The sequence below is a fragment of the Pseudomonas sp. FW300-N2A2 genome, assembly GCF_017351735.1.
In the GTDB taxonomy this organism is placed as follows: Bacteria; Pseudomonadota; Gammaproteobacteria; order Pseudomonadales; family Pseudomonadaceae; genus Aquipseudomonas; species Aquipseudomonas migulae.
Window position 1 is genome coordinate 1 of sequence record NZ_JACNDU010000034.1, and the last position, 21225, is coordinate 21225.

The 21225-nt window shown below is 60.8% G+C and carries 20 protein-coding genes and 1 pseudogene; 9 read left to right on the plus strand and 12 right to left on the minus strand.

Annotation, left to right across the window (positions count from 1 at the left end):
• Positions 1 to 167 precede the first annotated feature (167 nt).
• Entirely contained in the window at positions 168 to 1772 is a 1605-nt protein-coding gene (locus J4E42_RS25865) for a methyl-accepting chemotaxis protein (protein ID WP_207286490.1), read from the minus strand.
• Positions 1773 to 1972: 200 nt separating this feature from the next.
• Positions 1973 to 2377, minus strand: coding sequence for a TraR/DksA family transcriptional regulator (locus J4E42_RS25870; RefSeq protein WP_007907888.1), 405 nt, complete (start codon positions 2375 to 2377; stop codon positions 1973 to 1975).
• Positions 2378 to 2749: 372 nt separating this feature from the next.
• Between J4E42_RS25870 and J4E42_RS25875 the strand changes: the two genes are divergently transcribed.
• Positions 2750 to 3361: a glutathione S-transferase gene (locus J4E42_RS25875; protein WP_008043540.1), complete on the plus strand. Its 612-nt coding sequence runs from the start codon at positions 2750 to 2752 to the stop codon at positions 3359 to 3361.
• Positions 3362 to 3439: 78 nt separating this feature from the next.
• Here J4E42_RS25875 and J4E42_RS29570 read toward each other — a convergent pair whose 3' ends face one another.
• A complete protein-coding gene (locus J4E42_RS29570) occupies positions 3440 to 3748 on the minus strand; it encodes a hypothetical protein (protein ID WP_259331725.1) in 309 nt (102 codons plus the stop codon).
• Between the two features lie 175 nt (positions 3749 to 3923).
• Between J4E42_RS29570 and J4E42_RS25880 the strand changes: the two genes are divergently transcribed.
• The gene (locus J4E42_RS25880; protein WP_207286491.1) at positions 3924 to 4607 is read left to right on the plus strand and encodes a response regulator transcription factor; all 684 of its coding nucleotides are present in this window, start codon (positions 3924 to 3926) and stop codon (positions 4605 to 4607) included.
• Positions 4585 to 5979, plus strand: a complete 1395-nt coding sequence (locus J4E42_RS25885; RefSeq protein WP_207286492.1) for a HAMP domain-containing sensor histidine kinase — start codon at positions 4585 to 4587, stop codon at positions 5977 to 5979. Before J4E42_RS25880 ends, J4E42_RS25885 begins: the two co-directional genes overlap by 23 nt.
• A 517-nt stretch (positions 5980 to 6496) precedes the next feature.
• On the opposite strand, the gene J4E42_RS25890 is transcribed toward J4E42_RS25885, so the two are convergent.
• The 3 genes from J4E42_RS25890 to J4E42_RS25900 are packed head-to-tail and all read right to left on the minus strand — an operon-like array spanning position 6497 to position 8751.
• A complete protein-coding gene (locus J4E42_RS25890; RefSeq protein ID WP_207286493.1) occupies positions 6497 to 6907 on the minus strand; it encodes an SRPBCC family protein in 411 nt (136 codons plus the stop codon).
• A gap of 27 nt (positions 6908 to 6934) precedes the next feature.
• Positions 6935 to 7732: an SDR family NAD(P)-dependent oxidoreductase gene (locus tag J4E42_RS25895; RefSeq protein WP_207286494.1), complete on the minus strand. Its 798-nt coding sequence runs from the start codon at positions 7730 to 7732 to the stop codon at positions 6935 to 6937.
• A 2-nt stretch (positions 7733 to 7734) separates the two neighbouring features.
• The gene (locus tag J4E42_RS25900) at positions 7735 to 8751 is read right to left on the minus strand and encodes an aldo/keto reductase (protein WP_207286495.1); all 1017 of its coding nucleotides are present in this window, start codon (positions 8749 to 8751) and stop codon (positions 7735 to 7737) included.
• Positions 8752 to 8979: 228 nt separating this feature from the next.
• On the opposite strand from J4E42_RS25900, the gene J4E42_RS25905 reads away from it, so the two are divergent.
• Together J4E42_RS25905 and J4E42_RS25910 are read left to right on the plus strand one after the other, a co-directional pair.
• A complete protein-coding gene (locus J4E42_RS25905) occupies positions 8980 to 9867 on the plus strand; it encodes a LysR substrate-binding domain-containing protein (RefSeq protein ID WP_207286496.1) in 888 nt (295 codons plus the stop codon).
• Between the two features lie 362 nt (positions 9868 to 10229).
• The gene (locus J4E42_RS25910; RefSeq protein ID WP_008043533.1) at positions 10230 to 11150 is read left to right on the plus strand and encodes a LysR substrate-binding domain-containing protein; all 921 of its coding nucleotides are present in this window, start codon (positions 10230 to 10232) and stop codon (positions 11148 to 11150) included.
• Here the strand turns inward: J4E42_RS25910 and J4E42_RS25915 are convergent.
• The 3 genes from J4E42_RS25915 to J4E42_RS25925 form a co-directional block, all read right to left on the minus strand.
• On the minus strand, positions 11071 to 11664 hold the full coding sequence (locus J4E42_RS25915) for a DinB family protein (protein ID WP_008043531.1): 594 nt from the start codon (positions 11662 to 11664) through the stop codon (positions 11071 to 11073). The two genes, J4E42_RS25910 and J4E42_RS25915, sit on opposite strands and share 80 nt — an antisense overlap.
• A gap of 71 nt (positions 11665 to 11735) precedes the next feature.
• The gene (locus tag J4E42_RS25920) at positions 11736 to 12845 is read right to left on the minus strand and encodes an NAD(P)/FAD-dependent oxidoreductase (RefSeq protein ID WP_207286497.1); all 1110 of its coding nucleotides are present in this window, start codon (positions 12843 to 12845) and stop codon (positions 11736 to 11738) included.
• A 24-nt stretch (positions 12846 to 12869) separates the two neighbouring features.
• A complete protein-coding gene (locus J4E42_RS25925) occupies positions 12870 to 13658 on the minus strand; it encodes an SDR family oxidoreductase (RefSeq protein WP_008043517.1) in 789 nt (262 codons plus the stop codon).
• Positions 13659 to 13760: 102 nt separating this feature from the next.
• Here J4E42_RS25925 and J4E42_RS25930 point away from each other — a divergent pair.
• Positions 13761 to 13971 (plus strand): annotated as a pseudogene (locus J4E42_RS25930) (helix-turn-helix domain-containing protein); the annotation flags it as partial.
• 40 nt (positions 13972 to 14011) lie between these two features.
• Here the strand turns inward: J4E42_RS25930 and J4E42_RS25935 are convergent.
• The gene (locus J4E42_RS25935) at positions 14012 to 16849 is read right to left on the minus strand and encodes a C2H2-type zinc finger protein (RefSeq protein WP_259331724.1); all 2838 of its coding nucleotides are present in this window, start codon (positions 16847 to 16849) and stop codon (positions 14012 to 14014) included.
• Positions 16850 to 16894: 45 nt separating this feature from the next.
• On the opposite strand from J4E42_RS25935, the gene J4E42_RS25940 reads away from it, so the two are divergent.
• Positions 16895 to 17212 (plus strand): DUF2388 domain-containing protein, encoded by a 318-nt coding sequence (locus J4E42_RS25940; protein WP_008043507.1) that lies wholly within the window; start codon positions 16895 to 16897, stop codon positions 17210 to 17212.
• A 68-nt stretch (positions 17213 to 17280) separates the two neighbouring features.
• Here J4E42_RS25940 and J4E42_RS25945 read toward each other — a convergent pair whose 3' ends face one another.
• Both J4E42_RS25945 and J4E42_RS25950 read right to left on the minus strand, forming a co-directional pair.
• The gene (locus J4E42_RS25945) at positions 17281 to 18210 is read right to left on the minus strand and encodes a pyridoxal-phosphate dependent enzyme (RefSeq protein WP_207286498.1); all 930 of its coding nucleotides are present in this window, start codon (positions 18208 to 18210) and stop codon (positions 17281 to 17283) included.
• 102 nt (positions 18211 to 18312) lie between these two features.
• The gene (locus J4E42_RS25950) at positions 18313 to 19104 is read right to left on the minus strand and encodes an SDR family oxidoreductase (RefSeq protein WP_192496274.1); all 792 of its coding nucleotides are present in this window, start codon (positions 19102 to 19104) and stop codon (positions 18313 to 18315) included.
• 124 nt (positions 19105 to 19228) lie between these two features.
• Here J4E42_RS25950 and J4E42_RS25955 point away from each other — a divergent pair, with 124 nt between their 5' ends.
• Positions 19229 to 20173 carry a GlxA family transcriptional regulator gene (locus J4E42_RS25955; protein ID WP_207286499.1) on the plus strand — a complete coding sequence of 315 codons (945 nt, stop codon included), beginning with the start codon at positions 19229 to 19231 and terminating at the stop codon, positions 20171 to 20173.
• Between the two features lie 364 nt (positions 20174 to 20537).
• Positions 20538 to 21197, plus strand: a complete 660-nt coding sequence (locus tag J4E42_RS25960; protein ID WP_207286500.1) for an isoprenylcysteine carboxylmethyltransferase family protein — start codon at positions 20538 to 20540, stop codon at positions 21195 to 21197.
• The last annotated feature ends 28 nt before the right edge of the window (positions 21198 to 21225 follow it).

The window sequence follows — 21225 nt, forward strand, 5'->3', positions numbered from 1 at the left end:
GAGCAGGACCGGAGCGAGGGCATGCCGAGCCACAGCGAGGCACCGAACGAAAGGGGCAAGAGCGCTTGGTTACTTGGCGCTTTTCCAAGTGACCCGCTGTAAGAGCGGAACCAATAGAAGCCATCACCGCAGCAACGGATATACACACGCCCCTAAAACAATGCCTATCAGCGAGCACCCTGCGGCTTATACCCCAACCGCAAACCACCCCAATGCCGCCCCTTGAGCATGATCGGCACCGAAAGATCGTGCATCAACTCCCCCGTGTCCCGCGTATAGGTTTGCAACAAAACAGCCTGTTGATGACTGCCACAACGAATCCCGGTACGGTCGGCAAATTTGCGTTTGGTGCGGTTTTGCAGCGTATCGACCTGCGCATCACCAGTCAGTGGCTGACTGAAAACCTTGTTATGGGTCGGCACATAACCTTGCTGCGTGCAGGCGATGGCAAACACCAGGCCTTCATGGCGCGGCAGCAACGGTTCCTGAATCGCCGGCAAAACCTTATCGGTGTAGCGGTCGAAACGGGTCTGGTACTTGGCCGGACTGGTGTCAGGAATGGCCTGATAACTGCGATCGAACAAGTCATCGAGACTGACAAGCCCCTGGTCGATATCCGCCTCAAAGCGTGCCGTAATCTGACGCGCGCCTTCGCGGGCCAGGTCATAAATCCGCTGGTGATAGTCATCCAGTCCGACCTCGGCCAGACGCTCGCTGATGGTTTCGGCCTGACCTTCCATTTGCACCGCGGCTTGCGCCAGACGCTGAGTCTGTTGATCGCTGATCGCCAGATCGCTGCGCATCTGCTCGATGGCGTGAAACAGGCTGTCGAGTTGTTCGCGGTTGGTGTCGGCGCCCTTGGCAATATCGCCGACCTGACTTTCGACGCCAGCCGCCAGGCGGGCAATGTTTTCCAGGTGCTGGCCGGTGTGCTCGACCTGCTGGACACCGATGTCGAGGTCGCTGGACAGCTGCCGGATCTGCTCCACCACTTGCGCGGTGCGTTGCTGGATATCGGCAACCATCTCGCCGACTTCGCCGGTCGCCGTCGCTGTGCGCGCGGCCAGGCCGCGAACCTCGTCGGCGACGACTGCGAACCCGCGACCGTGCTCCCCGGCCCGTGCCGCTTCAATGGCCGCGTTCAATGCCAGCAGATTGGTCTGGCTGGCAATGGACTGGATCACCAGCGTGACCCGCTGGATATCGTCGCTGCGCAGGCTCAGGGCTTCGATCAGCTCACGACTGTTGCTCGCGCGCTGACTGAGTTGATGCATGCGGGTGATGGATTCGACCAGCTCCGTGCGCCCTGCCGCGCTGCTCTGATGCGCTTCGCTGGCGGCACTGAGGGCCGTTCGACTGAGTGTCGAGGTGGCTTGTTCGGTGGCGATCATCACTTCGGCATTGCTGACAATCTGTGCCGCGGCACCGAGTTGCGATTGCAGTTTGTCGGCCAGTTGCTTGACCGAAAAGGCCACGCCGGCGGCCGACAAGGCGTTATGACTGGTGGTGTAGGAAAGATCGCGAGTCAGTTCGGCGATGGCGCTGGAGTTGTCGGCAGATGGTTCTAAGGGAATGGCACGAGAACGGAGCCGAGGAAGCCAGATAATCAGGACGGCCAACGGCAAGCCAACGTAAAGCGGCCAGCCACCCAGCGTCATGCCGCACAGCAAGAGCATCAGGGCGATGCTTTGCAGCGTCGGCGTCAGCCAGCGGGTCTTCGGTGCAAACACTGGTGCAGGCAATGCCCCAACCAGAGATCCGTCTCTCGTCATCTTCGTCACCCCATGCGTCTTCTAATTGTTGTGACTGCATTAAACGCCACTAGAGGGCCATTATCCATGGTCCATTAGTAGTGGTCGTTGCAGCAGATCAATAGAAGTGCGCGAGGTTTTTCGCAGACGAAAAAAAGCATCGCGGGCAAGCCTTGCTCCTTCAGGAGTGAGGCTTGCCCGCGATGCGGGGCGCTACGAAATCAGGCCTGACGCTGGTGCTTGTCGATCTGTTCGTGACGCTCTTGCGCTTCGATGCAGTACTTGGTGGTCGGACTGATCAGCAGACGCTTCAGGCCAATGGCCTCGCCGCTGTCGTCGCACCAGCCGAAGCTGTCTTCCTTGATGCGCTCCAGCGCCTGTTCCAACTGAGGCAGCATGCGCTGGTCGCGATCGATCGCGTTCACCAGCCAGGTGCGCTCTTCTTCGACAGAAGCTGCGTCAGCCGGATCGGCCGGGGTGTCCAGGCTCTCGATGGCGATGCGATTCTGTTCGATGCGCTCATGGGTTTCGACTTTCATGTTCTGCAACAGCTCAGAGAAAAAAGCATGTTGCTCGGCATTCATGTAGTCATCCGCCGGCATGGCCAGCAACTTGTCCTTTGTCATTGATATCTCTATAAAAAAACGTGCATTAAGGCGAATTAGGGAGCGTTCCGGCGGACCTGGTCTGGCCATCGGAAAGGCGCCGTTTATTCCAAGCGCCACCCGGCACTCAATTTACGAGGGGCGGCAGTCTAAGGCCGACTTGAGGCCTCAGCAACTGAAAAGACAGCGAATTTGTCCGACAAAGCCCCGAAAGTGCTCTATGTCAGCCTTTACGGTGGTTATCGGAGTGCGTTTATAGCAAGAAATTCAACCGAGCGGCTGTATATAGAAGACAAATGGCCTCAACGGTGGTGTTTACCGAGCACATTTGCAGGGCAATGAACCTCAGCTAAGGTTGTCCTCCCGAAATGGCAAATCTTGAGGAGAGGTTCAATGAAGCTGATCGGCATGCTGGATTCGCCCTACGTGCGACGCGTTGCCATTTCCGCCAAACGCCTGGGCATCGACCTCGATCATCAGTCGGTTTCGGTGTTTCGGCACTTCGAGCAGTTCCAGCAGATCAACCCGGTGGTCAAGGCGCCGACGCTGGTGCTGGATGACGGCGAGGTGTTGATCGACTCGACGTTGATCATCGATTACCTGGAGGCACTCGCCGGACCGGGTAACAGCCTGATGCCAGAGGACCTGAACCAACGCCTGCGTTCGTTGCGCTTGATCGGCCTGGCGTTGGCAGCCTGCGAGAAGTCGGTGCAGCTTTATTACGAACGCAACCTGCGGCCCGCGGAAATTCAGTTCGAACCGTGGGTGGAACGGGTCGAGGGGCAATTGGCGGCCGCGTATTCGGCACTGGAACGGGAGCTGGAACTGCGACCGTTGAAGACTGACGGTTCGATTGATCAGGACGGGATTACATTGGCGGTGGCCTGGAGCTTTACCCGTCTGGTGGTGCCGGATCAGGTGGATGCCTGGCAGTTTCCGCTGATCAGTGCGTTTACCGACTATGCCGAGGGGCTTGAGGCGTTTGTGAGTACACCGATTGAATAGTGTTGCACCTGACAGCAGGAGAACGCGGTTTACTGTAGGAGCGAGCCTGCTCGCGATTTTTTATGCATTGCAGATGAGCTACTTGCGTTTGTAGCTCTTATTACCGCTGGGTGTCAGGCAATACACCCCGCCTCGTGGGCCGGTGCAAAACGAACCTGAGCCGCAGGTGCAGCCATCGGAGCTCTGCAATAAGGTTTGTGGGCGAGCCTGGCTTGAATCGCCATAAAGTGCCGAGCAGCTTTTCTTCGAGGCGCTGATAGAGCCGTCATTACACAGGAACAGGTCGCCATCACAACGATCGATACCGCCCTTCTTCCCCGAACACGGAGTGTTTCCCGCCCAGGCACTCCCGCTGATGACACACAGCAACAACACAACAATCGACATCCCGCCACGGCGAATCAAAGTGCGCACAGTCGAACTCCCTTTCAAGGTTATGGCCAGATGATATCAATGTTCCGGACCGCTCCATGAGCCACATGAAAGTTAATTTAAAAAGTCGCCGGCATTTCTTGGCAGAATGCCCACACACTTGCCTTGAACTGACTATCAGGTCCGCCCTATGACCCGCATCTTGACCATCGAAGACGACGCCGTGACCGCCCGGGAGATCGTCGCCGAATTGAGCAGCCACGGCCTCGACGTGGATTGGGTCGACAATGGCCGTGAAGGTCTGGAGCGTGCGGTCAACGGCAACTATGACTTGATTACCCTCGACCGCATGTTGCCCGAGCTCGATGGCCTGGCGATTGCCACGACGCTGCGGACCATGGGCGTGGCGACGCCGATCCTGATGATCAGCGCCCTCTCCGATGTCGATGAACGCGTGCGCGGTTTGCGTGCCGGCGGTGACGATTACCTGACCAAACCGTTTGCCACCGATGAAATGGCCGCCCGCGTCGAAGTGCTGCTGCGCCGGCAAAACACCGTGACCGCCCAGGCCACCACGCTGCGGGTCGCGGACCTGGAACTGAACCTGATCAGCCACGAAGCCAGCCGCGACGGCCAGTTGCTGACGCTGTTACCCACCGAGTACAAGTTGCTGGAATTCCTGATGCGCAATACCGGGCAGATTCTGTCGCGGATGATGATTTTCGAAGAGGTCTGGGGTTATCACTTCGACCCCGGCACCAACCTGATCGACGTGCACATCGGCCGCCTGCGCAAGAAGATCGACCCGCCCGGCAATGTCCCACTGATTCGGACCGTGCGAGGCTCGGGTTATGTCATTGCCGAACCCCTCTAAAGGCTGGCGCTCTTCCAGCAGCCGGTTGCTGGCGCTCTACAGTTCGCTGTTCGTGCTCTGGAGCGGGATTCTCATGGGGGTCATGTACTACGAGGTGTCCGCCTACCTGGACAACCTGGCCAAGCATTCGCTGATGCAACGTCAGCATTTGTTTTCGCGTTTTTCCGGCGAGCAACTGCTGGACGCCCTCGCCGTCAGCATGACTTTCGATATTCGCGGCATCGACGCCTACGGCCTGTTCGATGCCGAGCATCGCTACCTCAACGGTGCCCTGCGCCACATTCCTAAAGGTTTGCCGCTGGACGGCAAGATCCACATGCTCAGCGACTGCGCCGACTCCGATGACCCGACGCTGCCCGCCGACAGCTGCGACGCCGTGGCAACCCAGACACGGGACGGTCGCTGGCTGATTCTGGTGCGCGACAACGGTTCGCTGTTCGCCGTGACCCGCATCATTCTGCACGCGCTTTTCTGGGGTGTGACCCTGACTATTTTGCCGGGCATCGTCGGATGGCACCTGTTGCGCCGTCGACCGTTGCGACGCATTCGTGGGATTCAGGCCAGCGCCGAAGCGATTGTTGCCGGTGACCTGACCCGACGCTTGCCGCTGTCCAATCGCCGCGACGAACTGGACATGCTCGCCGCCATCGTCAACGCCATGCTCGAACGCATCGAGCGTTTGATGAACGAGGTCAAGGGGGTGTGCGACAACATCGCCCACGACTTGCGCACGCCGCTGACCCGCTTGCGGGCGCAGTTGTACCGCATGCAGCAACAGGCTGGCGAAGGGTCGGCAGAAGCGACGCAACTCGATTCGGTGCTCGCCGAAGCGGATACGCTGATGGCGCGTTTTCGCGGGTTGCTGCGGATCTCCGAGCTGGAGGATCGCCAGCGGCGTTCCGGTTTTGTACAGCTGGATCCGGTGCCGTTGTTGCAGGAGCTGCACGACTTTTATCTGCCGTTGGCGGAAGAAGGCGAACTGACGTTCAAGCTGCAATTGCCTGACACTCTGCCGCCATTGAATGGCGACCGGGCGTTGCTGTTCGAGGCGGTGGCCAACCTGTTGAGCAACTCGATCAAATTCACGCCGCCGGGGGGCGAGGTGATTTTGCGCGGGATCAACGAAGGTGGGCATACGCGGATCGAAGTGCTCGACTCCGGCCCTGGCATTGCGCTGGCCGAGCGCGAGGCGGTGTTTCAGCGCTTCTATCGCGCCGAGGGCGGCAATCAGCAAAGCGGCTTCGGGCTAGGCTTGTCGATCGTCGCGGCGATTGTCAGCCTGCATGGGTTTACGCTTGAAGTGGCTGACAGCGAATCGGGCGGCGCACGGTTGGTGCTCGATTGCCGACAGAGCCTGATTGCCCAGACTTGACACAGCCACCCCTGTAGGAGCCGGCTTGCTGGCGATGGCGATTTCACGGACGCCATCGCCAGCAAGCCTGGCTCCTACAGGATCGGGGGATGTTCAGGATGTTGGGTTAACACAAAACCTGTAGGAGCCGGCTTGCCGGCGATGGCGGTCTTGCGGACGCCTTCGCCGGCAAGCCTGGCTCCTACAGAATTGGGGGATGTTCGAGAGTTGGGATTAACGCGAAACCTGTAGGAGCCGGCTTGCTGGCGATGGCGATTTCACGGACGCCATCGCCGGCAAGCCTGGCTCCTACAGAATTGGGGGGATGTTCGAGATGTTGGGTTAACACAAAACCTGTAGGAGCCGGCTTGCTGGCGATGGCGATTTTGCGGGCGCTATCGCCAGCAAGCTGGCTCCTACAGGATCGGGGGATGTTCGGGATTTTGGATTAACGCGAAACCTGTAGGAGCCGGCTTGCCGGCGATGGCGATTTTGCGGACGCCTTCGCCGGCAAGCCGGCTCCTACAGGGGATCGGGTTTACACGGGGTAGTTGGCCCGCAGGGCTTGGAGGCCACCCTGGTAAATTCCGGCAAACAACGCCGCCACTTCTTCCTCGGTCACACCGACCGGTGCAAACCGCCCCGACCAGGTCACTCGGGCGCCCTCGCCCTGCGCTTCAACGCGGATCGTCGCCAGGTAATCCGTCGCCGGAAACGGTGCCTGCAAAATCGAGTAGCTATATGTCTTCCCGGCGTTATCAAACGACTCAAGCCGTTCCACCACTATCGCGCCATCGGCGGTTTGCAGACTGCGCACCCGCCCGCCTTCGCTCAGTTCGCTTTTGGGAATGAACGGCAGCCAGTCCGGCAGCGAGTTGAAGCCGCCGATCAATTGCCAAACCTTGTCGGCCGAAGCCGGGATGTCGATAAACGCTGATGCAGTTGCCATGTAGTCCTCTCTCCTCAATCAAAAAATTCAGATCGCCAGGCTGTCGACGACACCGCCGTCGACTCGAAGGGCGGCGCCGGTCGTGGCCGATGACAGCGGTGAAGCGATGTAAGCCACCAGGTTGGCGACTTCCTCGACGTCCGCCACGCGCTGGATGATCGACGTCGGCCGGGCCTGGCGCACGAACGCATCGGCTTCTTCGCGCACACTGCGCCCCGATTCGGCCGTGGCGTCCTTGAGCATCTGCTCCAGACCATCGGTCAACGTCGGGCCTGGCAGGATCGCATTCACCGTCACGCCCGTGCCCGCCAGCCGTTTGGCCAGGCCATGAGACACCGCGAGGTTGGCGCTTTTGGTCACGCCGTAGTTGAGCATGTCCGCCGGGATCGCAATCCCGGATTCCGAGGACAGGAAAATCACCCGCCCCCAGCCCTGCTTGACCATGTCCGGCACGTAATGCCGCGACAGGCGCACACCGGAGATCACGTTGACCTCATAAAACCGCGTCCACTCGCTGTCCGGCGTGTCGAAGAAATCCACCTCGTTGAAGATCCCGAGGTTGTTCACCAGAATGTCCGCTCGCGGCTCGGCGACGAACAACTGCTCAGCACCTTCGGCGGTGCCGAGGTCGGCGGTCAGGCCACGCAGTTGCGCGCCCGGCACGCTCTGGCGGATGCTCGCCAGCGCCTGCTCGACCTTGGCCGTCTCGCGGCCGATCACCACCACCGTCGCACCGGACTCGGCCAGTGCCTTGCTGATGCCCAGGCCAATGCCGGCGGTGCTGCCGCTGACGATGGCGAGTTTTCCAGTCAGATCGATCTTCATGCTCAAACTCCTGCGAGGGGTAATGGAGCGCGTTCGGACACCAGTTTCGCGTCGCGCATGGCTTGCCAGAATGCAGCGGGAATGGCGGCTGACAACGCAGCCACATCTTCAGCAATCCGGTCCGGACGGCTGGAACCAGGAATCACGGCAGCAACGGCCGGGTTAGCGAGGGAGAACTGCAATGCAGCGGCCTTGATGTCGACGCCATGAGCCGCTGCGATACGTTTGATCTGCTCGACTTTATGGATGATCGCCGGGCTGGCCTTCTGGTATTCGAAATGCGCACCACCGGCCAGAATCCCCGAGCTGTAGGGACCACCGACCACGATCTCGACATTCTGCGCCAGCGCGGCATCCATCAGGCGTTGCAGGGCACGGTCGTGATCAAGCAGTGTGTAGCGGCCCGCCAGCAGAAAACCGTCCGGCTGGGCTTCGGTCAGGTCGAGGGTCAGCTCACACGGCTCGACCTTGTTCACGCCCAACCCCCATCCTTTGATCACGCCTTCTTCGCGCAAACGGGTCAACACTTTGAACGCGCCGGTGCGGGCCTGGTTGAAGTATTCCAGCCATTGATCACCGTAGAAGTCCTGCGCGATGTCGTGGACCCAAACGATGTCCAGACGATCGGTTTGCAGACGCTTGAGGCTGTCTTCGATGGAACGCATCGTCGCGTCGGCGCTGTAATCGTTGACGATCTTGTTCGCGCGACCGTGTTCGAACACGCCGCTCTTCTCACCCAGATCACGGGCGGCGGCGTCTTCGACTTCATCCAGAATCACCCGCCCGACCTTGCTGCTCAGCACATAATCGTCGCGGTTGTATTGGGACAGCGCGGCGCCCAAGCGAATTTCCGACAGGCCCGAACCATAAAACGGTGCGGTATCGAAGTAGCGCACGCCGGCATCCCAGGCCGCGTGCACGGTGGCCAGCGCTTCTTCTTCAGGGATGGCGCGGAACATGTTGCCCAATGGGGCGGTACCGAAACCCAGCGCACCGGGCAGTTTGTCTTTCAAGCTCATGAAAAAATCCTCTCGAATGTCTCGTAAACCTGTAGGAGCCGGCTTGCTGGCGATGGATGTCAACGATAACGCGGGCGGTCTGAATGAACGCGTCGCCTAGACGCTTTTCGCCGGCAAGCCGGCTCCTACAAAGAGCGGTGTTTGCTTTACCGTTGAGCCAATCCTAGATTGCGAGGATCGGACCGTCCAAGACATAATGCGCAGCACTTGAGTCCCTATAGGTCTGACATGATCGACATCCGTCAATTGCGCTACTTCGTCGCCGTCGCCGAAGAAGAACACGTCGGTCGCGCCGCCGAACGCCTGCACATTTCCCAATCGCCCCTGAGCCGGCAAATCGCCCAGCTTGAGGAACGCCTGGGCCTGACCCTGTTCGAGCGCAGCCAGCAACGCATCCGCCTGACCCGCGACGGCCAGACCTTCCTCGCCGAAACCCGCGCCCTGCTGACCCACGCCAATCGCCTGGAATCCCTCGGCAAACGCCTGGGTCGCGGTGAAGAAGGCGGCCTGTGCATCGGCTACATCGAGAACGCCATGCACGCCGGCGTCTTGCCCAATGCCCTGCGCGTGCTGCGGGTCGACCGGCCGAACGTGCACGTCGCGCTGTACAACCTCAGCTCCGCCGAACAACTCGAAGGCCTGCGTCAGCGTAGTCTCGATATCGCACTGGTCAGCGAACCGCCCGTCGCCGACGATCCGGACCTGCTGGGTTTTCAGGTGCTGGACGACCCAATGCTGCTGGCGCTGCCCGAGCATCATCCGCTGGCCTTGCAAGCGGAACTGACCTCGGCAGATCTGGCCGATCAGGAATGGATCGGCGTGCAACACCGCCAGAACTGCGCGAGCCGCGACGACTTCATCAGCGCCTGCATCCGCGCCGGTTTCACCCCGGACATCCGCATGGAGGCGACAGAGCCGTTCACCGCACTGGGGCTGGTGGCGTCGGGGTTGGGGATTGCGATGATTCAGAAAGGTTTGAGCCGCAATGCGCCGCCCGGTGTGGTGCTGCGGGAGGTGCCGTGGATTTCATTTACCACGCCGCTGTGGGCAGCGTGGCATCGGGTGAATTTGCGGCCGTTGGTGGAGACGTTCAGGAAGGTGCTGACCGAGCCATAAGCAAGGCGGGATGATCAGGATACCCGTCTGCCAAACGCGACCCATGTAGGAGCCAGGCTTGCCGGCGAAGGCGATCTCATGAACGCCTTCGCCGGCAAGCCTGGCTCCTACAGAATCGCGGGATGTTCAGGTATGGGGGCTCACACCAAACCTGTAGGAGCCGCCTTGCTGGCGATAGCGATTTCACAGACCCCTTCGCCGGCAAGCCTGGCTCCTACAGAATCGTGGGATGTTCAGGTATGGGGGTTCACACCAAACCTGTAGGAGCCGGCTTGCCGGCGATGGCGATCTCATGGACGCCTTCGCAGGCAAAGGTTTGGTGCTTTACTGGAAAGACCCCGCCCCCTGCGAGTAGCCCCGCCATGAACCGCAACGACCTGCGCCGCGTGGACATGAACCTGCTGGTGATTTTCGAAACCCTGATGTTCGAAAAGAACCTGACCCGGGCCGGGGAAAAGCTGTTCCTCGGCCAGCCTGCCGTCAGCGCTTCACTGGCCAAGTTGCGTGATCTGTTCGATGACCCGCTGCTGGTGCGCAACGGTCGTGTGCTGGAGCCGACCCAGCGCGCTCTACAGATTCTCAAGGAGTTGCAGCCGGCGATGGACACCATTTCCGGCGCGGTCAGCCGGGCCAAGGATTTCGACCCGGCCACCAGTCGCGACGTGTTCCGCATCGGCCTGTCCGACGACGCCGAGTTCGGTCTGTTTCCGCCGCTGCTCAAGCAGATCCGCGAAGAGGCGCAGAACGTTGTGGTAGTGGTGCGGCGGGTGAATTTCCTGCTGATGTCGTCGATGCTCGCCAGCGGCGAAATTTCCGTCGGGATCAGCTACACCACCGAATTGCCGGCCAACGCCAAGCGCAAAAAACTGCGCGACCTGAGCGTGAAGATCTTGCGTGGCGACAGTCGGCCCGGTGTCCTGACGCTGGATGATTACTGCGAGCGCCCTCACGCGCTGGTGTCGTTTTCTGGGGATCTGACCGGGGCTATCGACAATGACCTGGCGCGCATCGGTCGTTCACGCCGCGTGGTGTTGGCGGTGCCGCAGTTTGCCGGGCTGCGCGCCTTGCTGGCCGGCACCGACATGCTCGCCACGGTGCCGGATTACGCCGCGTGTGCGCTGATCGAAGGCAGCAGCCAGTTGCGCGCCGACGACCCGCCGTTTGACATCAACCTGTCCGAACTGTCGATGGTCTGGAACGGGGTCAACGATAACGATCCGGCAGAACGTTGGTTGCGCGCGCGAATTGCCCAACACATGTCGGCGCCACTGCCGGGGGGTTGAGCGAATTGAAATCCGGATCGGTTTCGCGCAGGAAGATCGGCAGGTCCGTCATCGGCGGCATGGCCGGAATGTCGAAGTACATCTGGATCACCCAGCCACGGTGATAACTGGCGTGGTTGACCACGTGCAGCAGCATCGCGCCGGCGCTCATGGTGCCGCTTTCGCCCGAGACGAACGTGAACTCCAGGGGTTTATCCAGCGAGGCGTCGGTCTGGCGTTCGCTCCAGTCGCAGTACCAGTGATCGATGTCTTTTTGTGCCATGCGCAGATCGGCGAGATCGGGATGCAGCAGATCGTGCGAAGTCTTGAAGCCGTGCCCCCGGCCTTCGAGGTGAGCCTGCCAGATGCAGTCCACGACGTAGATGTGGTTCAGCGTGCCAATCATGTTCTTGAACACCGAGACCCGTTCTTTGTTGACCTCGCCCGGTGGCAAATCGGCCAGGCTGTCAAAGAGACGTTGATCGGCCCAGCGTTTGTAATCGGCCAGCATGCGGGCTGTGCGTACGTTAATCATCAGAGGTCTCCCATTGTGATGGGCGCACTGCAAAGCATAGTCCTCGTGAGGCGTGGCAGCTCAAACGCTGATCATCGGTCGCCCAGTGCCTGCGTTACCCGCTCGGCCAGCGCCAGGCAACTGGTCAGCCCCGGCGATTCGATGCCAAACAGATTGACCAGTCCGGGCACGCCATGCGTGGCGGGGCCGCTGATGATGAAGTCGGCGGCGGGTTCTGTCGGGCCGGTGATTTTCGGGCGGATGCCGCTGTAGGCCGGTTGCAGGCTGTCATCGGGCAAGGCGGGCCAGTAACGCCGGATGGCCTCGTAGAAACCATCGGCACGGCGCGGATCGACGCGGTAATCGACGTCATCAACCCACTCGACATCCGGTCCAAAACGCGCCTGACCACCCAGGTCAAGGGTCATGTGCACCCCCAGCCCGGCACTCTCCGGTGCTGGATAAACCAGGTGCCGGAACGGCGCGCGGCCGCTGAAACTGAAATAGCTGCCCTTGCACAAACGAGCCGTTGGCACGTGCTGCGACGACAGACCCTCAATGCGGCTCGCCACCTGCGGGGCGGACAACCCGGCGCAATTGATCAATTCGCGGCAGCTCAAGGTCATCGGCTGGACGCCGCCCATCTGCAGTTCGAAACCGTGTTCACTGCATCGGGCCGATATCAGTGGCGTATGAAACGCCATCGACGCTCCGGCGGCCTCGGCGTCCGCCTGAAGCGCCAGCATCAGGGCATGGGAATCGACAATCCCGGTGGATGGAGACCAGAGCGCAGCGACGCAAGACAGCGCCGGCTCAAGGTCACGGGCCTGGTTGGCGTCCAGCCATTGCAAGTCATCGACACCATTGCGGGCGCCCTGCTCCAACAACTTCTGCAACGCCCCGCGCTGGTCATCATCAGTGGCGACGATGAGCTTGCCCAGTCGCTGATAACCGACGCCACGCTCATCACAAAAGGCGTAAAGGCGCTGTTTGCCCTCCACGCATAATTGCGCCTTGAGGCTGCCGCTCGGGTAATAGATGCCGGCGTGGATCACTTCCGAATTGCGCGAACTGATGCCCACGCCAATGCCCTCGCCGGCTTCGACCAGAATCACTTCGCGCCCGCTGCGGGCCAACGCTCTGGCCACCGCCAGCCCGACCACGCCGGCCCCGACCACCACGCATTCGATATCGACACTCACCTGCCCTGCGCTCCTTTTAAACGATCAAAACGTGCCGGGATAACTGCCGCCGTCCAGCAACAGATTTTGCCCTGTCAGGAAACCAGCGTGGGCGCTACAGATGAATGCGCAATAGGCGCCGAACTCATCGGGCTGGCCAAAGCGCTGGGCCGGAACGTTTTTGCGCCGCTGTGCGCTGATGCTCTCGACGCTGGCACCATTGGCCTCGGCGGCGGCGCTCAGGGTTTTGTGCAGGCGCTCGGTCTCGAACGGGCCGGGCAACAGATTATTGATCGTGACGTTGTGCCCGGCCAGCCGCGACTGCCGCGCGAGCCCGGCGATAAAACCGGTCAAGCCGCTGCGGGCGCCGTTGGACAGGCCCAGCACATCGATCGGCGCCTTCACTGCACCGGAGGTGATATTGACGACGCGCCCAAAACCGCGCTCGGCCATGCCATCGACACAGGCCTTGATCAGCTCGATGGGCGTCAGCATGTTGGCATCCAGCGCCTTCAACCAGTCTTCGCGTTGCCAGTCGCGGAAGTCACCCGGCGGCGGGCCTCCGGCGTTATTGATCAGGATGTCCACCTGCGGGCAGGCCGCCAATACTTGCTCGCGGACGGCCGGCTCGCTGATGTCGCCGGCCACCGTGCGCACTTCGATGCTCGGCGCCAGGCCACGTAATTCTGTGGCGGCGGCTTGCAACGTTTCGTCGCCACGGGCGTTGATCACCAGGTTCACGCCCTCCTTCGCCAAGGCTCGCGCACAGGCCAGCCCCAAGCCTTTGCTGGCGGCGCAGACAATCGCCCAGCGACCCGATATGCCCAATTCCATGACGATGCTCCCGACGGTTCGAAAACCTAACGTTACCACCGTGCGCCGTCGGGATACTCCAGGGAATCAGGTTTGTTCGGCAATTCAATTGTTCCGGATTATCACGAGTGGATCGCCCAGAATCTCAGCCACGAAAACCTTACGATTGAAGTGCTGAGGCTGGAAGCGGCCCGGCGGTTGCTGGAAGAGTCCGAGTGCAATATTGAGCAGATTGCCCAGGGGGGCGGGTTGGGGATGAGGAGCGGATGCGGTTTACGTTTCAGCGCAATTTGGGGGTTCGCCGAGGGAGTATCGGAGGCGGTTTTCGCGGTGATGAGGGAAGTCTGGAGCAAACTTCCTTCGTTCGGATATGGCTAGATCACAGCACTATGTATGCTCCGCTGATGGCGAAGCATACAGTTGCGATGTGAAAAACGTGTGCCGCAAGTCGGGCAAACGTAGGGCTTTTCTCCGGTATGGGTGCGCATGTGAATATCCAAAACACTTTTCCGGGCAAAACTTGCGTCACAAGTCGAGCACTTATAAGGCTTTTCTTCGGTATGAGTGCGCATGTGCGCCTTCAAATGAGACGATTGCGCAAAACCTGTTTCACAAATTAGGCACTTATAAGGCTTTACTCCGGTATGTCTGCGCATGTGCTCCTTCAAACTACCCTTTTGCGCAAAGCATTTGTTGCATAACTCGCAGCTGTACGGTTTTTCACCGGTGTGGGTTCGCAGGTGGTTATCTAAATTACTTTTACCCGCAAATCTTTTGGCGCAACGCGGACAGCTAAACCGCATATTCCTGCCGTGCGCCTGCTCCCTCCCATCACCCGCAGCAGAGGTCGAGGGCTGGGGTTCTGCCTGACTCAGGACTGGCGCTGGTTGACTGGTACCGCGTATCGGCGACACCGGAGCCAAATCCGTCACAGGCGTAGATGCAGGTGGCATAGGCATGACGGGCTGTGGTGATGGGGGAGGTTCATGAATTTCGTCGGCTGGCAAATCATCCGGATCTGACGCCATATCCTCGCCAACCAGCGCAGCAAAGACTTCAAGGGTATCGGGGTAGCCTTCCAAGGCCTTAATAAACTCAAGCTGCGCGGTCTGACCAAACGATTGGTCATCGTCTTTTACTCGCCCATCTCTGTCGAAATAGCGCATCGGCGAATTCCCGACAAACCCATACCGATTCAACCCGTCCACCTCCCCCGCCGGGTCCGGGTTGAGCCAGCCGTGTTGCCAAGGCGCGTAGTACCGATAACCGTAGTAATACAACCCGGTGGCGTCACGCTCCTTGCCCGAGTAACCCTTGGTTTTATACGACGCCTTGGCGGCGTGATGTGCCACCCACCACGCCCGGCCACCAAACGGCAGATAGCCTTCGTCACTGATCACCGCGCCCTTTTCGTCCAGCTCCAGTTGGCTGGAGCCCAGGTGATCGCTGACGCTGTAACTCAAATAATCGTTGTCCACCCCGGTGGGCGGTGAGCCGACCCAATGCCGCAGCCGCACCGTGTTGCGTCCGGCTTCGATCTCCAGCACATGCCGCTCGGCTCCGTCGGCGGTGCGGTGAATTTCCACACCCGGCAGGTAGCGTACCTCGGCGATCAAGGTGCGGCGTGAGGTCAGTTCGCAGCGTACTTTGCGCAGGCGTTTGCCACCGCCGCCGTAGCGATAGAGTTCACGGTCGTCCGGACCATCTTCGCGGGTGACCGGGGACACCTGACTTAACTGGTTGCGCGCATCCCAGCGCAGCGTTTGCCCGCGCAGCAGGTGAAGCTGATTGCCGTTGCCGTCGAACTCTCGGGTGAAATCCGGCGGTGGATCGCCGTCGTGCTGGTTCACGCGACGGTTGCTACTCACATCCACGGCCCAACGCCGAGTGAACGGCTGCGCGCCAAGATGCCGCAATTCCAGCGGGTTACCGCCGGCGTCGTAGTCGTATTCTTCGCGATAGTTGACCAGCGCGTTCGGGTCGTTGGCGGCGCGGTAGACCTCTCGGCCGGTCGCGAAAATCAACCGGTACAGGCTGTCGTAGGTGCAGGTGCTGACAGGGTCGACTCGCTGGTTCTTGAAATGGGTGGTGGCTTTGGCCTGGTCATCGATCCGCACCGGATTGCCGACCGGGTCGTAGGTGTAATGCAGGTTTTGCAGCAGCGGTTGACTGGGCAGACCGGTACTTAAGTGCAGCAGGCGCGCGTCTTCCGGGCTGAACTCGGCACGGGTGATCACGCCGTTGCCCGCCGTTTCCTGCTCGACCAGCCCACCAGCGTTGTAGCGGATCTCGCTGACCAGCGTCACCTCGGCCTCGCCCTGGCGCCGCAAGGAAACCGCGCGTAATTGCCCGGCGCAGGTTCGGCTGAACCGTCGGCAGTTAAGCTTGGCATCGGTTTGCGTCGCGACCTCGCCCAAGGCGTCATAGGTCCAGCGACTGTCGAAGCCGGGTGTGGGTTCGAGCAAGGCATTGCGGGCGTCGATTTCCAGCGGCCAATGCACTGGATCCAGTGATGACAGAAAATGACTGGTTTCCAGCAGCGGCAGGCCGCGCAGATCGAAGTCGGGCATGTGCCGGGTGGTGCTCGGGTCGTCGTGGCGGATCAACTGTCCGCATTGATTACGAGCGTTGCCGCCGGGGTCACCGTATTGAAAGCGCTCGACCACCCGTGGTGTTTCGTCCTCAAGTTGTTCGGTCACCGCGATGGGACGTAACTGTTGGTCATAGGCGCGTTGCTCTGTGCAACGGCTGTCCCAGCGTTGCAGGATCTGACCCGCCGGGCCCAACAACGACAGAGTCCAACCTGAATCGACGCTGACGTTCAGTAACTCGCTGCCGGACAAGCCACGGAGGGAACTTCGATTCGGTCCACGCCCCGCAGTCCCCAATCGCGGATCCACACGCGCCACTTCCCGCCCCAACGGATCAAACACCTGCCGGGTGATCTGCGGCTGCGCCGGTTGCCCTACCGCAGAACGGCAATAAGCCACCGCGCGCACCGCCAGACGTCGCGGGTCAATGACCGCGAGATCGGGAGTGTGGGTGTCCACGCCAAGGTTATTCATAAAGGTTGAATACCATGCGACGCGAACGGCGACTACTGACAGAAATAACAGGTCAATCCATGCCGATGCCAACAGCCGAGCGGATCCAAACCTGCGCATTGAAGTGATTGTGTGTGCGGCAAGGAACTCCTGACGGCCGCCGCGCATCCTAAATTATGTGGTACTTCCATTACGCTTTCAGAGGACACCGTCATGCGCCGTCTGATCATCATTTCTTCCCTTGTGTTGTGCGTACCCTTCGGCTCGGCTTTCGCGGATGTGGATGCGGGCGATGTGGCCACCTCGGCCGGGGTTTCCGCTTCGCTGTACTCGACGTTCAAGGACGACAAACTCATGATCCCCGCCCGGGATGATGCCTCCAGCTTCGTGGCCAGTGGCGGTGCGATTCGTGGGGTGTATCTGGAGTCGGTCATGCAGCAGATCCGCCAGGACAATCCCGGACTGAACGCCAGCGATGAAGACCTCGCCAGAGCGATTCTGATCCAGGACGGTGCCGCTGCCGGGCAATGAAGGCTAAACATTCGCGGTGGGGCTTGTGACACCTGACCAGGCGTTTACGGCCCTGCTTCGCTTGCCGGCTACTTTGCGCTTTCAGCGGATGAACGCGCCCATCCGGCAACGAGTTGTGCGTTGATGCTGACGCCACCGCACACCACGATCACTACGTCATGGGCATCGGCAATTGCCGGGTGGTCCAGATAGCCGATTGCCAACGAAACACCGCACGCCGGTTCAACCAGCTGGCGCAAATCGTTGGCATACCGCACCACGCCCATGATCGCTTCGTCATCGCCGAGCACCACGCATTGGTGAGGAAAATCGAGGATGTGTTGCACCGGCCAGGCGGCCACTTGAGCCGCGCCGAGCGAGGTGGCAACGGTGTCGATGCGCGAAAGCCTGACCGGATGCCCGGCCTTGATCGCGGCCGAAAAAGACGCCGCACCCATGGTTTCGCAGGCGATGATGCGGCAATCCATACGGCCATGCCGAATCAATCCAGTGAGAATGCCTGCCAGCAAACCACCGCCCCCCACCGACGTCACCAGCGTGTCGACTTGAGGGCAGTCCTCGAGAACCTCATCGATCATCGTGCTGTGCCCTTCCCACAATACCGGATGATCGAAGGCCGGCACATATTCGGTGTCTGCCCCTTTTGAAAGCTCCTTCGCCCGCTGATTGGCGTCGTCCCAGACCTTGCCGTGAACGATCACTTCGGCACCGGTTTTACGAATCCTCGCGCGCGTGCTTTCCGGGGTGGTGTGTGGCACCACGATGCAGGCTTGCAACCCCAGGCTGGCCGCCGCGACAGCGGTGGCGAAACCGGCGTTGCCACCGGAAGGACAGACCACCTTGCGCTTGCCCTCGGCCTTTGCCTGGCTGCACAACAGCCCCATGCCGCGCAGTTTGAACGAGCCGCTGGGTTGCAGGTTTTCCAGCTTGAGCCAGATCCGCCGAGTGGGGGTCGACAAACCCGGGTGCAGGATCAGGGGGGTTCTGATGTGAAGCATGTTGGGTTCCTCGGGCGCGCACCGACGGATCGAGTTCTTCAACCAGCCGGTGTTGCACGGTCCTTATCCAAGCTTAGATCACCCTGGCCCGAGCTTGCTGTTTCAACGATAACGCGGTGCCGCCGTGGAGTTGCCGAACAAGCCCGACAAGGTTTTGCGCTGGGCTTCGTAACGATCCCACTGCTCGCCATCGTGCAGGCCCGGAATGGTCACCACTTCCCCGCTCGCAAGCCCCACCAGCGCGGCGTCGACCATGTCCTCAGCGGACATCACGATCTCCTGTGGCAGGTTTTCCACCGGGTTACCGGCCTCGCTCCAGAAGTCAGTCGCAGTGGCGCCGGGCAGCACGGCCTGGATACGGATGCCTTTATCCGCCAATTCGTGGTGCAGCGATTGGCTCAGGCCCAACACAAATGCCTTGGTCCCGCCGTACACGCCGTTGAGAATTTCCGGCGCAATTGCGACGATCGAGGAGATGTTGATCACGGTTCCGGTGCCACGGGCGACGAAGCCTGGCACAACCGCGTAGGCCAGGCGCATCAGCGCGGTGACGTTGAGGGTGATCATGTCTTCCATGTCATCCACCGGGCTGCCCAGCAGCGGCATCACGGCGCCGACCCCGGCGTTGTTGACCAGCAATGTAATGCTGGCGTCGTTACGCAGAATGCCTTCAACCCGGCGCAGATCGGCCCGGTTTTTCAGGTCGGCGGCGACCACTTCCACGGCGCGCCCGGTTTCGTTGCTCAGGTGATTGGCCAGGGCGTTCAGTTTGGCCTGGCTGCGGGCGACCAGAATCAAGTCATACCCCTGACGGGCGAGACGGTCGGCGTAGACCGCGCCGATTCCGGAAGAAGCGCCTGTGATCAGGGCGGTGCCTTTGGACGAGAGAGCCATGTTCAGTTTCCTTCACAGTGAGGCGAAGTGTTCGCCGGGTGTGAACAGTTATAAATTGACTGACGCTTGTCTCAAATGACGTTTAAAGTACGTTTTCAGGACATTTCTCTTTGAGGGGCCGGCAATGACTTCCGTAGCGTTTGTGGTGTTTGAAGGCTTCCAGTCCATGGCGCTGGCGGCGATGCCGGTGTTCGAATACGCCAACTTCAGCGCTGGCGAGACGCTTTATACGGTGAGTGTGGTGTCCGAAGACGGCCGCACCCTGCGCGCCTCCGGTGGTTTGAGCGTTGGCACCGAGGCGTTTGGTGGACGGGTGTTCGACACGGTGATTGTGGTCGGCGGCGATGCCATTCTCGAGCAGGCGCCCGAGGGGGTATTGAATTACCTGCGCGGCAGCATCAAGACCGCACGGCGTACGGCGTCGATCTGTTCCGGCGCCTTTGTGTTGGCCCAGGCGGGTTTGCTTGAAGGACGGCGGGCGACCACGCATTGGGCGTACGCACGGGAACTGCAGGCGCGGTTTCCGTCGATCAAAGTGGAAGAGGATCGCATCTACGTGGTCGACGGTTCGATCTGGACGTCCGCCGGGATGACCGCCGGTATCGACCTGGCGCTGGCCATGGTTGAAAAGGATCACGGTGCCGAACTCGCCCGCGCCGTGGCGCAGAAACTGGTGATGTACCACCGACGCGCGGGCGGCCAGTCCCAGCACTCGGCGCTGCTGGAACTGGAGCCGAAATCCGACCGCATCCAGACCGTGCTCGGTTATGCCCGCGAACACCTCGCCGAAACGTTGTCGGTGGAACACCTGGCGGACGTGGCGAGCCTCAGCCCGCGCCAGTTCAGCCGGGCGTTTCGCGCCGAAACCGGGCAGTCGCCGGCCAAAGCCATCGAAAACCTGCGCCTGGAAGCGGCTCGGCAGATGCTGGAACGCGGGCGGTTGACCCTCGATCAGATCGCCACCGAAACCGGTTTTAGCGACCGCCGGCGCATGCGTGAAGCCTTCCTCAGAGCCTTCGGCCAACCGCCGCAAGTAATTCGCCGCAACGCCCGAGCCGAGGTTCTGTAGGAGCCAGCTTGCTGGCGATTGGCTCTTGAGGCAGGTGGTGATTTTGAAAATGCCATCGCCAGCAAGCCGGCTCCTACAGGGTTCGGGACAATCCCCGTGTCCTCCGTCATATGCACCATTTGTAGGAGCCGGCTTGCTGGCGATTGGCCCCTGAGGCAGGCGGTGATTTTGAGAACGCCATCGCCGGCAAGCCGGGTCCTACAGGATTCGGGGCAACTCTCACGATCCTCGGTCACACACAAATTTTGTAGGAGCCAGCTTGCTGGCGATTGGCCCTTGAGGCCGGCGGTGATTTTGGGAACGCCATCGCCAGCAAGCCGGCTCCTACAATGAATGGTGTATTCGTTGAATGTGCGGGGTGACTATGAAAATCTCGGCCAGATTGGCGTTTTTCGCCATTGTCAGCACCCTCGCCTACCTCGGGCTCGCTGTCTGGGGGCTCGGCGGGTGGGCCGCTTTTTTCTCTCACGGGGCGCTGGTGGTGGTTGTGTTGGCGACGCTGCTGATGACGGTCGCAGCGCTGTTCACCGAGGTCAACCTCAGCTCCGGCGAACGTGAAGACCGGGCCAATCGCTGGGTGCTGCCGGCCTTCGGGGTGATCGGGATAGCGAGCGGTTTTCTACCCGCCTACACCGACCGGATCGACTTCTGGACCTTCGGCGGCGAAGGCGTGCGTTGGCTCGGGGCGTTGGTGTTCATCATCGGCGGTGCGTTGCGCATGTGGCCGGTGTTTGTGTTGGGCAAGCGCTTCAGCGGACTGGTGGCGATTCAGCCGGGGCATAGCCTTGTGACAGAGGGGATTTATCGCCGTTTGCGTAACCCCAGCTATTTGGGGATGTTGGTGATTGCGGTGGGTTGGGCGCTGGCGTTTCGTTCGGGCGTTGGCCTGTTGCTGGCAGCGTTGACGGTGATCCCGCTGATTGCCCGCATCCACGCGGAAGAGGCGCTGCTGCGGGCGCAGTTTGGCAGTGAATATGAGGCGTATTGCAGCCGTAGCTGGCGGTTGATTCCTGGTCTCTATTAACACCACGGTCCTTGTAGGAGCCAGCTTG

Coding starts and splice junctions, on each gene's coding strand:
- J4E42_RS25865 (WP_207286490.1), bottom strand. CDS start 1,772: ATGACGAGAGACGGATCTCTGGTTGGGGCATTGCCTGCACCAGTGTTT.
- J4E42_RS25870 (WP_007907888.1), bottom strand. CDS start 2,377: ATGACAAAGGACAAGTTGCTGGCCATGCCGGCGGATGACTACATGAAT.
- J4E42_RS25875 (WP_008043540.1), top strand. CDS start 2,750: ATGAAGCTGATCGGCATGCTGGATTCGCCCTACGTGCGACGCGTTGCC.
- J4E42_RS29570 (WP_259331725.1), bottom strand. CDS start 3,748: ATGTCGATTGTTGTGTTGTTGCTGTGTGTCATCAGCGGGAGTGCCTGG.
- J4E42_RS25880 (WP_207286491.1), top strand. CDS start 3,924: ATGACCCGCATCTTGACCATCGAAGACGACGCCGTGACCGCCCGGGAG.
- J4E42_RS25885 (WP_207286492.1), top strand. CDS start 4,585: ATGTCATTGCCGAACCCCTCTAAAGGCTGGCGCTCTTCCAGCAGCCGG.
- J4E42_RS25890 (WP_207286493.1), bottom strand. CDS start 6,907: ATGGCAACTGCATCAGCGTTTATCGACATCCCGGCTTCGGCCGACAAG.
- J4E42_RS25895 (WP_207286494.1), bottom strand. CDS start 7,732: ATGAAGATCGATCTGACTGGAAAACTCGCCATCGTCAGCGGCAGCACC.
- J4E42_RS25900 (WP_207286495.1), bottom strand. CDS start 8,751: ATGAGCTTGAAAGACAAACTGCCCGGTGCGCTGGGTTTCGGTACCGCC.
- J4E42_RS25905 (WP_207286496.1), top strand. CDS start 8,980: ATGATCGACATCCGTCAATTGCGCTACTTCGTCGCCGTCGCCGAAGAA.
- J4E42_RS25910 (WP_008043533.1), top strand. CDS start 10,230: ATGAACCGCAACGACCTGCGCCGCGTGGACATGAACCTGCTGGTGATT.
- J4E42_RS25915 (WP_008043531.1), bottom strand. CDS start 11,664: ATGATTAACGTACGCACAGCCCGCATGCTGGCCGATTACAAACGCTGG.
- J4E42_RS25925 (WP_008043517.1), bottom strand. CDS start 13,658: ATGGAATTGGGCATATCGGGTCGCTGGGCGATTGTCTGCGCCGCCAGC.
- J4E42_RS25935 (WP_259331724.1), bottom strand. CDS start 16,849: ATGCGCGGCGGCCGTCAGGAGTTCCTTGCCGCACACACAATCACTTCA.
- J4E42_RS25940 (WP_008043507.1), top strand. CDS start 16,895: ATGCGCCGTCTGATCATCATTTCTTCCCTTGTGTTGTGCGTACCCTTC.
- J4E42_RS25945 (WP_207286498.1), bottom strand. CDS start 18,210: ATGCTTCACATCAGAACCCCCCTGATCCTGCACCCGGGTTTGTCGACC.
- J4E42_RS25950 (WP_192496274.1), bottom strand. CDS start 19,104: ATGGCTCTCTCGTCCAAAGGCACCGCCCTGATCACAGGCGCTTCTTCC.
- J4E42_RS25955 (WP_207286499.1), top strand. CDS start 19,229: ATGACTTCCGTAGCGTTTGTGGTGTTTGAAGGCTTCCAGTCCATGGCG.
- J4E42_RS25960 (WP_207286500.1), top strand. CDS start 20,538: ATGAAAATCTCGGCCAGATTGGCGTTTTTCGCCATTGTCAGCACCCTC.